A 13,644-nucleotide genomic window follows, 5' to 3' on the forward strand; every position below is an offset into this window, starting at 1 on the left:
GTTCACGCTCACACCTGATCCATCACCTCGGCGACCCCGCGGTCCTCACCCAGGAACCCGCCGCTCTGGTGGTGCCACAGCTGCGCGTAGATGCCGTTTTTCGCCAGCAGTTCGGTGTGGGTGCCTTGTTCGATGATGCGCCCGGCATCCATCACGATCAGCCGGTCCATGGCCGCAATGGTGGACAACCGATGGGCGATGGCAATCACGGTCTTGCCCTTCATCATCTGGTCGAGGCTTTCCTGAATGGCCACTTCGACTTCCGAATCCAGCGCGCTGGTGGCCTCGTCAAGCAGCAGGATCGGCGCGTTCTTGAGCATCACGCGGGCAATCGCGACGCGCTGGCGCTGGCCACCCGAGAGCTTGATGCCGCGCTCGCCCACCAGGGTGTCGTAGCCAGTGTGGCCCTGGCGGTCGCTGAGCTGGCTGATGAACTCGTCGGCCTGGGCGCTGGCCGCGGCGCTGCGGATCTGTTCGTCGCTGGCATCGGGCCGGCCGTAGGCGATGTTGTCACGGATGGAACGGTGCAACAGCGAGGTGTCCTGAGTGACCATGCCGATGGCGCTGCGCAGGCTGTCTTGCGTCACCTGTGAGATGTCCTGGCCGTCAATGCGGATCTGCCCGCTGTCGATGTCATAGAAGCGCAGCAACAGGTTGATGAGCGTGGACTTGCCCGCGCCGGAGCGGCCCACCAGGCCGATCTTTTCACCCGGCCGGATGGTCAGGCTCAGGCCATCGAGTACCTGGCGCTCGCCGTTGTAGTTGAAGCGCACATTGTCGAAGGCCACCGCACCGCCGGTGGTGGCCAGCACACCTGCATCCGGCGCATCCTTGACCTTGGGCCCGCGCGAAAGCGTTGCCATGCCGTCCTGCACGGTGCCGATGCTCTCGAACAGCGAGGTCATCTGCCACATGATCCAGTGCGACATGCCGTTGATGCGCAGCGCCATCGCGGTGATTGCCGCCACGGCACCCGCGCCCACCTCGCCCTGGTGCCACAGCCACAGGGCATAGCCCCCTGCGGCCATGATCAGCCCCACCACCAACGCCTGGTTGACGATCTCGAACTGGCTGACCAGGCGCATCTGGCGAAAGCCGGTCTGCTTGAAGTCCTCCATCGCCGCGCGGGCAAAGTGCGCTTCACGGTTGGAATGAGAAAACAGCTTTACCGTGGTGATGTTGGTGTAGGCGTCGGAGATACGCCCGGTCATCATCGAGCGCGCATTGGCCTGTTCCTGGCCGACTTTACCCAGGCGCGGCACGAAGTACAGCATGGCCAGCCCGAACAACACGACCCAGGCCACGAATGGCAGCATCAGTTTCAGCGCAAAGCCACCCGCCAGCGCGATGATCGCAATGAAATACACACCGATGCCGGGGGCGATCTCGATCAGGGTGAACAGCAGGTCGCGCACGGCCAGCGCCGTCTGCATGACCTTGGTGGTGACCGGCCGGAGAACTCGTCGGAAAAGAACGAAAGGCTCTGGCGCAGCATCAAGCGGTGGAAGTCCCAGCGCAGGCGCAAGGGCAGGTTTATCGCCAATATCTGGTGCTGCACCATCGTGCGCAATGCCACCAGCCCGACGCTGCACACCATGACGATCCCCATGCCCCACAGCACGCGGCGTTCCTGCGCCGCCGCCTCGCCACCGGCCTGCCAGGTCGCGAGCAGGTCTACCACCTGGCCGAGGAACGAAAACAGCCAGGCCTCATAGATCGACACGCCGGCACTGAGCAGCGCAAACGCGAGGATGTAGCCACGGGCGCCGCGTGTGCACGCCCACAGGAAGCGAGCCAGCCCCGTCGGTGGCGGTGGTACCTCGTCCGGAGGAAAAGGGTCGAGCCTTCGTTCAAAAGCACGAAGCATGGTGGTCTCCAAAACGATCAAATTCAGGAGATTTTGCCACCGAACTGTTGCGTTGAGGGATTTGCGACATGGCTGGCTCGGCACGCATCGGGCAATCGCCGATATCCAGCAACCTGATGCTGGTTTGTGCTATACATCTGCTCCCCCTACCAAGCGCTGCAAAAAAGCTTGGAAAATGGGAGAGCCGTCAGTAACCGCTGACGTGCGCAAACACCTGGAAAAAACATGCACGCCGCCGCCTGGCCCCCACTGGTCAACTAAAGCCCCTTGTAGACGCTGCTGCCATGCGTCTGCTGACTCATGCTGCTCCCAAAAGGGAGTGGTGGCTTTTTTTCGTCCGTGGTTTTTCGACGCTTTGGCGCAAAAACGCGGAGGTTGGCTGCTTTTCATCCAGGATTTTGATATGCAATTTTTCAACGTGTTGATGGCCCGTGCCATCCCTTTCGTTCCCCGTGCAATTATCCAGAAACTATCCCGACGCTACATTGCTGGCGCCACGCTCGGCGAAGCCGTTGCGCGCGTTAAACAGCTCAATGCACAAGGCTTCTGTGTGACGCTCGACGTGCTGGGCGAAGCTGTTTGCACGCCACACCAGGCTGAACAGACAGCACTCGACTACATGCAGGTGCTTGAAGCGATTCGCGCCAACCAACTGGATGCGAGCATTTCAATCAAGCCGACCTCACTTGGGCTGCTCTTCGACAGGCAGCAGTGCGAACGCCTCGCCGAGCGCATCGTTGAAGCCGCAGAGGGGTGCAACAATGCCGTCTGCATCGATATGGAAGATGTGCACTGCACCACAAAGGAAATCGATCTGTTCACCCGCCTGCGCACAGACCATGACAATGTAGGGCTGGCATTGCAGGCGTATTTGAAGCGCACTTACGAAGATGTGCAGCTGCTCACACGCAAACCCGCCACGCTGCGTATCTGCAAGGGTATTTATGTGGAGGAGCGATCGCACCTGGTGAACGGCGCCTGGCACGACCGCAGCGCCATCAACACGCATTTTCTGGCGCACGTCAGGCACTGTTTCAGCGCTGGCAGCTTCGTCGCCGTGGCCACACATGATGGGGTACTGATCGAGCACGTCATTGCCCTGGCCCAGGAACTCGGCATCGGCACCCGCCAGTTTGAATTCCAGATGCTTCTGGGGGTGTGCGAGCCCTTGCGTGACAAGGTATCGAGCATGGGGTTCAGCGTGCGCATCTATGTCCCCTTTGGTAGCGACTGGTACGGCTACAGCACCCGCCGACTGAACGAGAACCCCGCTATCGCAGGCCACCTCGCCAGAGCGCTTGTCGGGCTCTGACAACCTGCAAAGGATTGGCTTGGCCTGAGCAGTGATCACGGCCCTTTCCCTGCGCGAAATCGCAGGGAAGCATCGCTGTGCGCTGACGGGCTGCCCACTCGGCGAAGCGGCGGCGACACCGTATACGTCGCCTGGCTCAGATACCTTGATTCACGTAGTACCAGTGCCCGGACATGGGCGTAACCGCTGCGTATTGCGCGCTGTCATGTTCGGGTACTTGCCCAGGTGAATAGACATAAGAGGCGTAGCAGAGCATGCAGGGAAGATCGATCTGCGCGAACGTTATGCCGCCATGTTCGCTCTCGATACAGATTCTGATGACGAGTCCGACGTCACGTAGATGAAAGCCACAACCAATAGCGCCAGGGCAGCCACACCCAGTATGCGCTTGGGCAAGACCCTGGCCAGGTATCTCATCGATTCCAATAGCGTCCTGCGTGCCGATCCCAACCATGGCCACATGGCGATTCTACTGCTCCAGTTTCAATGCGCGCTTCCAGCTGTCCAGTGCCGCCAGGCGCTCCAGATAGGCAGCCAGATGAGGATACTGTGCACCTGCCCCCAACTGCTCGACCACCGTGATGGCGACGAAGGCCAGCATGAAATCCGCGCCGGACAATGTGTTGCCCACGATGAAGGTTTTGCCCGCAAGCGCACCGTCCAGATAGCCCAGCACCTTGGCGAACTCGGTCTGGGTATAGCCATTCAAGAACGTCAGCTGCGTACCGGCCTTCGCCTCGAACTGCGTAAACACCTTGAGCAGCACCGGCACCATCGCCGAGCTTTCGGCAAAGTGAATCCATTGCAGGTACTGGAGATACTCCGCCGAGCCGAACGCGGGTTCCAGGCGCGGCGCAAACCGGCGGATCAGGTACTCGACGATGGCGCCCGATTCAACCAGCGTCTGGCCATCAAGTTCGATCACCGGCGACTTGCCCAGTGGGTGAACATCTTTAAGCGAGTCTGGCGCCAGGTGGGTCACCGGATCACGCTGATAGCGAACCAGCGTGTAGGGCTCGCCTATCTCTTCCAGCAGCCAGAGGATACGCAGCGAGCGGGACGCATTGAGGTGGTGAAGGGTGATCATGATGGGTCTCGATAATGAGTGGCAGCCGCGCAATGCCTGACACCCGCGAGGCGTTCAGGCACGTTGAGCGGTTACTTCAGTTGGGCCACAAGGGCCTTGGCAACGCCTTCGGAGCTTGCCGGGTTCTGGCCGGTGACCAGCGTGCCATCCTCGATCACGAACGGTGCCCAGTCCGGCCCTTTGTGGTAAAGCCCACCCAGTTTCTGGAACTCGTCCTCGATCAGAAACGGCACCACCGCGCTCAGTTCCACTGCAGCTTCCTCGCCGTTGGTGAAGCCGGTGACGCGTCGCCCTTTGATCAGCGCTGAGCCGTCTGCCGCCTTGACGTGACGTAGCACCCCTGGCGCATGACATACCAACCCGACAGGCTTGCCGGCACGCTCGAACGACTCGATCAGGCGGATGGAGACAGGCGACTCGGCCAGGTCCCACAGCGGGCCATGTCCACCTGGGTAGAATACGCTGTCAAAGTCGCTCTGGCTGACCGTATCGAGCTTGACGGTGTTCGCCAAGGCCTTCTGCGCAACCGGGTCGGCGTTGAACCGGTGGGTCATTTCGGTCTGGAAGTCCGGTAATGCGCTTTTCGGATCCAGCGGCGGCTGCCGCCCGCAGGCGATGCCAGTACCACCTCGGCACCCGCATCCTTGAACACGTAGTAAGGGGCCGCGAACTCTTCGAGCCAAAAGCCGGTTTTCAAGCCGGTATCACCCAACTGATCGTGCGATGTCAGAACCATCAGGACTTTCATTGCTCACTCCTCATTGTTGCGGTTTGGCCTGGTCGTTGAAGAACGCCTCAAGCGCGTGTGTTTTATCCCCATACGGCGCACGCAAGCGCAGATTCGATGCCCCATCCGGGCTCTGCACCACGACCGGCTTGGCATGCGTAAAGCGACGAAAACCATGCAGGCCGTGATAGGCGCCCATGCCCGAGGCCCCCACCCCGCCAAACGGCAGGCTGTCGAGCGAGGCGTGCGTCATGACATCGTTGATCACCACGCCGCCGGAGGTGGTTTCACGAATGAACTGCTGCTGTCGATCCGCGTCATCGCCAAAGTAATAGGCCGCCAGCGGGCGCGGATGGGCATTGATGTAGGCAACCGGTTCGTCGGCGTGTCGGTAGGTCTTGACCGGCCCCGGGCTTTCGACAGGCAGCAGTGCGTCATCCACTGCGCCACGTGGTCTGCCGAGTGCTCGAGCATTTTTAACGGGGTGGCCAGGTCGGCAATCATCGACTGATAAATACTGCGATTACCGAAGTCGGCGCTGATGGCGTCATGGTTCTCGCGAATCAGGCGTGCTGCACGCAGCAGCCGGTCTTTTCGCACCATCGCATCGGCAGGCCCGGCGGCCAGGTGTGCGCGCTTGAGGGTGCGCAGAATGACGTGCAGGTCGTCTGCGTCGGGCTGATAGGTCATCTCCAACGCTCCTGGGCAACAGTGCATGGCTGAGTGCGTGCAGGCATCCTAGGGCGCTGGCGCCCAAGTGACTAGAAAGGGTATTTTGGGTCAGGTATAAATAATTTTATGGGGCAATCATGTCGCTGGTCAGGCTGCGGACATTTGTAGAGGTATTTCGGCAACGCTCCATCAGCGGTGCTGCGCGCACCCTTGACCTCACCCAACCTGCAGTTTCCCAGCATGTTTCCGGCCTCGAGGCAGCTATCGGCAGAAGTCTGTTCGATCGGCAGGCGCGTGGCGTGGAGCCCACTGCGGCCGCAAAGGAACTGGCTGCGGCTATTGGCGACAAGCTCGACGATGCAGAGCGCGCGCTGGCCCACGCAAGGGCTCGCTCGGTTGAGCTGGCGGGCGCTCTTCAGATCGTGGGTCACGCGGACTTTCTGGCCGAAGTCGTGTCAAGGCAGCTCAGGCCCCTGCTCGAAGATGGCATCCGCATTCGGATGCAAAGTGGCAACCACGAATCGATTTGCCGCCTGCTGATCGAAGGCGAATGCGAGCTGGGGGTCTCTGCTGCGCGCCCTGACGATCCGCGCCTACGCAGCGAATTGCTGTATACCGATGACGTTATCGCGGTGGCGGCGCCAGCCGTGGTGGAGCGACTGGTGGCGGCACAGCAATTCGTCAGCGCACTCGAGGCCGAGCCCATCCTCGCCTATAGCCTCACGCTGCCACTGGTTGACGCCTGGCTGGCGCTCAACAGCATAGAAATGACCACCTCGATGCCCGCCATGGTCGGCCAGGACCTGCGTGCATTGCGTACGCTTCTGATCGACGGGTACGGCTGGAGCGCCCTTCCCGCCTACCTGTGCAAGCCACACATTGGCCGAGGTGAGCTCAAGGAGATCCCGGCACCGGTGGGCCATTCAAGCCGTGACTATCACCTGATCTGGACGCCCAGCGCACTGCGCCAACCTCGGGTGGCGCACGCCCGCCAGGCCTTGCTGTGGCGGCTCAGGGGCAACCGGCGTGCCCAGGCCCCAGGCACTGCGTCCTAACGTCGCAGCACTGGCCCTTGGCAAATACTGCGCAGCGCTTAAAATCGCGCGTCCTTTTCGTCAGTCACCGACCCAGTACGCCATCAACGGGCCTGCCGCGCTGGCGATCGCTCATTCGAGGTTTTTATGTCTCCGCGTTTGCTGGCCATGGCGCTGGCCCCCCTGCTCGGCCTGTTCATCGTTGCCCTGGGCAACGGCGTGCTGTCGTCGTTGACCACCTTGCGCCTGGGCGCCGCCGGTGAGTCGGCCACGCTGATCGGCATCGTCTCGTCGGCCTATTTCATCGGCCTGACCCTGGGCGCCCTGTTCAATGACCGGCTGATCCTGCGCATCGGCCATATCCGCGCCTACAGCAGCTTCGCCTCGCTGATCGGCGTGACCATCCTGCTGCAGGGCATGTTCTATGACACCTGGAGCTGGTTCGTGCTGCGCCTGATCAATGGTTGGGCCACGGTCGGCGTATTTCTGGTCATCGAAAGCTGGCTGCTGCTGGCCGGCGACGCGAAGATCCGCGGGCGCCTGCTCGCGCTGTACATGATTGCGCTGTACGGCGCCGGGGTGCTGGGCCAGGCAACCCTGGGCGAAATCACCGGTTGGGGCGACACCGCACCGTTCATGGTGGCCGGCATGCTGGCGTCGCTCTCGGTACTGCCGATCGTGATCCTGCCGCGGGTATCGCCACTGCTCGAACAGGTCGAGCCACTCAAGCCACGCCAGTTGCTGGGCGTGACACCCACCGGGCTGGTGGGTTGCTTTGGCTCCGGCATTGCCATTGCAGCCGTCTATTCCCTGCTGCCGCTATACCTGCAACGCATCGGCCACGATGTCGGCGAGGTGGGCAACATGATGGCCTGGACGATCCTTGGCGCGATGCTGCTGCAGTACCCGGTAGGGCGCTGGTCCGACCGCAGGGATCGCCTGGAGGTGCTTACCGTACTGGCTGCGGTGTGCACCGCGCTGTCGGTGGCGGTAGTGCTGCTGCCGTTGTCGGCCACAACGCTGGCGGTGCTGCTGTTCCTGCTCGGCGGCGGCGTGTTCGCGCTCTACCCGGTGGCGGTCAGCCATGCCGCAGACCGCGCATCCCCCGAGGCGCTGGTGCCGATGATCCAGGGCCTGCTGCTGATCAACTCGCTGGGATCTGCCATGAGCCCGCTGATGATCTCGCCGGTAATGACCTCGCTTGGCGAAGCCGGGCTGTTCTGGGCGTTCGCGGTGGTCAATCTGAGCATGGTGACCTTCTTCGTCTGGCGGCGCGGCAAGCGTCCAGTGCCAACCAACCCGGCACCGTTCACCGCCTCGGCGACCTTCTCGCCCACCGGCGCCGAGCTGCGCCTGACCGAAGACCTGATGCAGGCCGCCCAGGATCACCGCCCATGGCCGATGCCGTCAATGGCCAGGCCGCCGTCAAACCCGCGCCCTGCGGCACGGGTGGCTGAGCCCCCCCCCCCTATCAACCGGTGCGCTGCCAAAGACCGAGCGGCCGCACCGGGGCCACCCGGCTCGAACACACCCACAGTATTAAATGATATTCATTCCTGTTATCTTCCTGCGCTCTCTGTTCCCCGACCCACAGGTGTTCCGTGTCAAGCGCAGACCTCGAGGCGTTGTACCTCGCTCACCGCGAAGAAATTCAGGACTACCTGAGTCGTCAGGTTCGCTGCAAGGACACCGCTGCCGACCTGACCCAGGAAACCTTCATCCGCCTTTCCGAGCAGTTGGGCCGCACGCCGATCGATAACTTTCGCGCGTACCTGTTCCTCTGCGCACGCAACCTGTTCATCGATTACCTGCGCCGCGAGCGCCATCGCAAGGGTGAAGAGGTCGAGCCCACCGAGCTGCAGGCACTGGAGCAGAAGACCCCCAGCCTGGAGCGCACAGTGATCGCGCAAAACCAGCTGGCCACCCTCAACCGCGTGATGGCGCGCATGCCCGCCCCCTGCCGCGAAGTGTTCCTGCTGGCTCGCGGCGAGGGGCTGACCTACGTGGAAATCGGCGAGCGCCTGGGGATTTCCTCCAAGACCGCCTACAGTCGCATGGTCCGCGCACTCGAGTTGCTCAAGCTGGGCATGCACGAGTGAGTTTGGATTATCATGCGCCTGCGCAGCACAACGTCGTACTCGGATAACCACTGGACCCATGGCTGAACCTCCCTTCCCTCCCGAACCGCCAGGCACAGCGCGCGATCGCGCTGCGGACGTCGTGACGCAACAGGCTTGCGCCTGGTTTGCGCTGATCTTCGAAGGTTCGGCCAGCGAGGCGCAGCGCGAGCAATGGCGGCAATGGATGCAGGCCGACCCGCAGCATGCAAAGGCGTATGCCGAGCTTGAGGATATCTGGATTCTGTCGGCCGCCTTGCCCGCGGTTAAAGCACCGGCACCCGCGCCGGCACGCGGCGTGTCGCGGCGACGCTTCGTCCAGTTGGGCATGGCCGCCTGCAGCGCTGCGCTGGCCACCGGCTGCGCAACGCTGTGGTTCAAGGGCGAAAACCTGTCATTTGCCGACCTGCACACGGCGGTGGGCGAAACCCGTACCGAGCGGCTGGCCGACGGCAGCGTGATCGAGCTGGCCGGCAACACCGCCCTGGACCTCGATTTTTCGGGCGCCACCCGGCGTTTGCGCCTGCTGCGCGGCGAGGTCTATTGCAGCGTGGCGGCCGATGCCCGCCCGCTGCGCATCGACACCGATGCCGGTGCGGTCATCAGCGAGCAAGGCGCCTTCTGCCTGTCGTGCGAGGGCAGCAGTGCCGACCTTGCGGTCAGTGCGCGCACCGCACGAGTCGAAATCCCTGGCCAGCGGGCAGCGTTGAGCGCGGGCGAAGGCCTGACCTTCACCCGCACCGCATTGGGCCCTATCCAGCAGGCCGAACTCGACCAGCTCATGGCATGGCGCAGCGGTAGCCTGGTGTTCTTCAATACCCCGTTGGCCAAGGTCGTGCAGCATGTGCAGCGCTGGCGCGAGGGACGCATCTTCATTGCCGACGAGCGCCTGGCCACGCGCCCGGTCAGCGTGATCTTCAATCGCCATCGCCCCGAGCAGATGCTCGATGTGCTGGCGCGCACGCTGCCCATCCAGGTCAACCGCTACACCGATCTGCTCACCATCATCCGCACCGCGTGAGCCTGCCGGCTGAAAAAAAAGTTGCCGCGCCCCATCAGACATTTGATCACCTCGTGCGTCATCACCTGCAGATGAAAGCGATTCGCAAACGTGCGAAGCCGTACTGCCGAGGAGTCAAAGCAAATGGCAACACCCCAGACGTTGTTGAACCAGGGTTCATGCTGGCGCGTGTCCGCGCTGAGTGCGGCGATCAGCTGCGCGTTGCTGGCGCAGCCGGCACTGGCCCAGCACGCAGCGCCAAGCCCTGCAACGGTGACGGCACAGAAACCGTTCGACATTCCCGCGCAGCAACTGCGCCAGGCGCTGTTGATGTTCAGCCAGCAGACCGGGCAGAACGTGATGCTCGACGGCAACCTGGACGCCGACCTGCGCAGCGCGCCGGTAAAGGGCAACTACTCCACTGACCAGGCACTGGCACAACTGCTGGCAGGCAGCGGCTTCACCTTTGGCCGCAGCGACACCACCACGCTGTACCTGGTGCCCTTGCCGGCCCACTCCGCCGGCAACATCGAACTGGGCGCCACCAGCATCAACAGCGCCTGGAGCCTGGGCAGCACCACCGAAGGCAGCGGCGCCTACACCACCGGGCAGACCAGCGCGGCCACGCGCCTTGACCTGTCGCTGCGCAAGACGCCGCAGTCGGTGAGCGTGATCACGCGCCAGCAGATGGATGACCAGGGCCTGACCAACCTGTCCGAGGTGATGCAGCAAACCCCAGGCATCACGGTCAACCGCGAGAACTCCGAGGGCTACACCTTCTACTCGCGTGGCTTCGAGATCCAGAATTTCCAGTACGACGGTGTACCCAGCCTGAGCACCGACGCCGGCAACCTGCGCGACAACTACAGCATCACCAACTCGGTGATCTACGACCGCGTCGAGGTGCTCAAGGGCGCCACCGGCCTGGTCAACGGCATCGGCTACCCCTCAGGCGTGATCAACCTGGTACGCAAACGCCCCACCGCGCAGTTCCAGGGGCATGTGGCAGCAGGCGCGGGTTCCTGGGATCACTACCGCACCGAACTGGACCTGTCCGGGCCGCTGATCGAAAGCGGCGCGCTGCGCGGCCGCTTCGTGGCGGCCACAGAGCGCCAGCACACGTATATCGATTACCAGAAAAACGAACAGAACATTTTCTACGGGGTGCTTGACGGGGACCTGTCTGACAGCACGCTAGTCAGCGTCGGTTACGAATATCAGGAGAACAACAACGACGCCAGCTCCACCACCCACCTGCCGGCGTTGTACAAGAATGGCCAGCCGGTGCGGTTCTCGCGCTCCACCAACCCAGCCGACAAGTGGGCCTATCGCAATCATCGGACCCAGCGAGCCTTTGCCAGCATCGAGCAGCAATTGGACAACGACTGGTCGTTGAAGGCCACTGCCAGCTACCGCAACTATGCATCGCGCGAGATCATCGCGGGCCTGGCCACTGCGCATGTCGATCAGAATGACAACAGCGTTGCCCATGGCTATTACCCGGGCGGATCGGCCAAGTTCAACACCGATACCGACGAGAAGTCGCTCGATGTCTATGCCAAGGGCCCGTTCACGTTGCTGGGCAGGAGCCACGACCTGGTACTGGGCTACAACTACGCCCACACCACGGCACAATCGAACCGCACCGATGGCAGCACCGACCTGAAGGTGCCCAATGCCTTCGACTGGAACAACAACGCCGCCTACCCCACCGACTGGGCCTGGTGGTCGACGTTCGATATCGAGACCACGCAAAAGGTCAGCTACGCGGCGGTGGTGCTCAAGCCTAGCGATGCGCTGAACCTCATCGTCGGTGCCCGGGTGACGGACTACGAATGGAGCCTGGACAACGTCAATGCGATACGCCCTAGGCCTATCCGCACGGCCACCCGCAACAGTGGGGAGGTAATCCCCTATACCGGCGTTACCTACGACCTGGATGACCACCACACGGTCTATGCCAGCTACACCGATATCTTCAAGCCGCAGCCCTACAACAAGGGCGCCGACAACAAGCCGTTGGAGCCCTTGACCGGGCAGAGCTATGAAGTCGGCATCAAGGGCGAATACTTCGATCGCCGGCTCAACGCAAGCCTGGCGCTGTTCGAGCTCAAACAGGACAACCTGGCCGTCACCACCGGCGTGACCGGTCCGTTCGGCAACGAGGTGATGCGCCCCATCCAGGGCGCGAACACCCGCGGTGTGGAACTGGAGATGTCGGGCGAAATCATGCCGGACTGGAACGTCAATGCAGGTTACGTCTATCAGGAGTCCTACGACGCCGACGACAACCGCGTGGCCACCAACCAGCCGCAGCACCTGCTGAAAGTCGCCACCAGCTATCGCCTGCCGGCCGAGCTGAACAAGCTGACCGTGGGCGGCAACTGGCAGTGGCAAAGCCGCACCTACTTCATCGATGACAGCTTTGTCGACGAGGTCACCGACGAGCCGCTGCCCAGCCACGCGTTCACACAGGATGCGTACGGCGTGGTCGGCCTGATGGCGGCCTATGACCTGAGCCAGCAGCTCAAGCTGTCCGCCAACCTCAACAACCTGTTCGACAAGGCGTACTACAGCGGGATCGGCAACTACAACTCGGTGTACTACGGCAACCCGCGCAACGTGATGTTCAACGTGAAGTATTCGTTCTGATCGACAGCGCGGCGGGGCTGAGCACCTGCCCTTGCAAGCGCTCCACCGATACAACTTTTGAACAAAGCGTGCCTCCAATACCAGGTGAGCGGTGCCGTTGCGCCGCTACCCTGGAGGCTTCCCATGGCGATACCTACCCGCTTGCTGCTGTCCTGTCTCGCACTGGCCCTGGCCGGCTGCAGCAGTTCCAGTGATCGACAGCCCCCCACCACCATGCAGGTGGACCTGCAGCGCTACCAGGGCACCTGGTACGAGCAGGCGCGGCTGCCGATGTTCTTCCAGCGCAACTGCGTACAGTCGCAGGCGCATTACGGCCTGCGCGAGGATGGACGCATCGACGTAACCAACCGCTGCCTGGAGAAGGATGGCCAGTGGGCCGAGGCGCGGGGCAGCGCCGAGCCCCAGCAGCCAGGCAGGACCGACAAGCTGTGGGTGCAGTTCGACAATTGGTTCAGCCGCCTGCTGCCTGGGCTGACCAAAGGCGACTACTGGGTGATCTATCACGATCCGGCCTACAACGTGGCGCTGGTGGGCCACCCCAACCGCGAATACCTGTGGCTGCTGTCCAGAACCCCGAGCGTCAGCCGCGAGACGCGGGACCAATTGCTGACCATTGCTCGCCAGCAGGGCTACGACACCCACGCGCTGATCTGGCGTCAGGACGGCCCTCGCGTGCCGTGACAGCCAACGCAGCCACCTACCCCGGGTGCCCATCCACCCGGGCCTGCAGCAACATCGGCGCATAGCGCCAGGTGTACAGGGCAAAGGCCAGCACCCAGCACACCCCTGCCAGCCACACCCCCGCCAGTGGCAGCCACACCACCAGCAGCACGCGGCTGAGGCAGGCCAGGTTGAGCAGGATGAACGCCAGGGTCATGCCCGCAGGCGGTTCGAGCGCGCGCCCGGTGTGGCCCAGGCTGACCCGCGCGATCATCGCCAGCACCAACCCGGCCATGGCGCCGATGGTGAGGCAATGCACGGCCAGGCTGGGGTTCAGTGCAACCCCCAGATGCCAGGCAGCCATTCCCAGGCACGCCAGCGCCAACCAGCCATAGGCCAGGTGCAGCGACCACAGCAACGGCACGCCCCACACCCCGCGATCATGCCAGCGCAGCAGACGCAGGCCATGCCCGACCGCCAGCGCCGCGAACAGCAGCCCGAGCCACCGGCGTGGCG

10 protein-coding genes and 3 pseudogenes are annotated in these 13,644 nt (G+C 62.9%); 7 read left to right on the plus strand and 6 right to left on the minus strand.

Features of this window, described 5'->3' with window-relative positions; genetic code table 11:
* Positions 1 to 8: 8 nt before the first annotated feature.
* A pseudogene (locus G3436_RS00595) lies at positions 9 to 1,867 on the minus strand (ABC transporter ATP-binding protein).
* Positions 1,868 to 2,189: 322 nt separating this feature from the next.
* Here G3436_RS00595 and G3436_RS00600 point away from each other — a divergent pair.
* Complete coding sequence (locus tag G3436_RS00600) at positions 2,190 to 3,179, plus strand: proline dehydrogenase family protein (RefSeq protein ID WP_338001177.1); 990 nt, start codon at positions 2,190 to 2,192, stop codon at positions 3,177 to 3,179.
* A 469-nt stretch (positions 3,180 to 3,648) separates the two neighbouring features.
* Here G3436_RS00600 and G3436_RS00605 read toward each other — a convergent pair whose 3' ends face one another.
* From G3436_RS00605 to G3436_RS28415, 4 genes and pseudogenes are all read right to left on the minus strand, one after another.
* Positions 3,649 to 4,266 carry a glutathione S-transferase family protein gene (locus tag G3436_RS00605; protein WP_163940308.1) on the minus strand — a complete coding sequence of 206 codons (618 nt, stop codon included), beginning with the start codon at positions 4,264 to 4,266 and terminating at the stop codon, positions 3,649 to 3,651.
* 71 nt (positions 4,267 to 4,337) lie between these two features.
* Positions 4,338 to 5,014, minus strand: a pseudogene (locus G3436_RS00610) (type 1 glutamine amidotransferase domain-containing protein).
* 10 nt (positions 5,015 to 5,024) lie between these two features.
* The gene (locus G3436_RS00615) at positions 5,025 to 5,357 is read right to left on the minus strand and encodes an aldehyde dehydrogenase family protein (protein WP_338001178.1); all 333 of its coding nucleotides are present in this window, start codon (positions 5,355 to 5,357) and stop codon (positions 5,025 to 5,027) included.
* Complete coding sequence (locus G3436_RS28415) at positions 5,258 to 5,683, minus strand: hypothetical protein (RefSeq protein ID WP_338001179.1); 426 nt, start codon at positions 5,681 to 5,683, stop codon at positions 5,258 to 5,260. The genes G3436_RS00615 and G3436_RS28415 overlap by 100 nt, the downstream gene beginning before the upstream one ends.
* Before the next feature lie 119 nt (positions 5,684 to 5,802).
* On the opposite strand from G3436_RS28415, the gene G3436_RS28195 reads away from it, so the two are divergent.
* The 6 genes and pseudogenes from G3436_RS28195 (at position 5,803) to G3436_RS00645 (ending at position 13,149) form a co-directional block, all read left to right on the plus strand.
* Entirely contained in the window at positions 5,803 to 6,720 is a 918-nt protein-coding gene (locus G3436_RS28195; RefSeq protein ID WP_163940312.1) for a LysR family transcriptional regulator, read from the plus strand.
* 126 nt (positions 6,721 to 6,846) lie between these two features.
* A pseudogene (locus G3436_RS00625) lies at positions 6,847 to 8,148 on the plus strand (MFS transporter); the annotation flags it as partial.
* A gap of 152 nt (positions 8,149 to 8,300) precedes the next feature.
* A complete protein-coding gene (locus G3436_RS00630; RefSeq protein ID WP_163940315.1) occupies positions 8,301 to 8,798 on the plus strand; it encodes a sigma-70 family RNA polymerase sigma factor in 498 nt (165 codons plus the stop codon).
* A gap of 121 nt (positions 8,799 to 8,919) precedes the next feature.
* Entirely contained in the window at positions 8,920 to 9,837 is a 918-nt protein-coding gene (locus tag G3436_RS00635) for a FecR domain-containing protein (RefSeq protein WP_178116266.1), read from the plus strand.
* Positions 9,838 to 9,960: 123 nt separating this feature from the next.
* The gene (locus G3436_RS00640) at positions 9,961 to 12,468 is read left to right on the plus strand and encodes a TonB-dependent siderophore receptor (RefSeq protein WP_163940319.1); all 2,508 of its coding nucleotides are present in this window, start codon (positions 9,961 to 9,963) and stop codon (positions 12,466 to 12,468) included.
* A 123-nt stretch (positions 12,469 to 12,591) separates the two neighbouring features.
* Positions 12,592 to 13,149 carry a lipocalin family protein gene (locus G3436_RS00645; RefSeq protein WP_163940321.1) on the plus strand — a complete coding sequence of 186 codons (558 nt, stop codon included), beginning with the start codon at positions 12,592 to 12,594 and terminating at the stop codon, positions 13,147 to 13,149.
* Between the two features lie 16 nt (positions 13,150 to 13,165).
* Here G3436_RS00645 and G3436_RS00650 read toward each other — a convergent pair.
* The coding region (locus tag G3436_RS00650; RefSeq protein WP_163940323.1) for an NnrS family protein at positions 13,166 to 13,644 on the minus strand (479 nt) is incomplete at its 5' end.

Origin of the sequence: Pseudomonas brassicae, assembly GCF_010671725.1 — a bacterium.
In the GTDB taxonomy this organism is placed as follows: domain Bacteria; phylum Pseudomonadota; class Gammaproteobacteria; order Pseudomonadales; family Pseudomonadaceae; genus Aquipseudomonas; species Aquipseudomonas brassicae.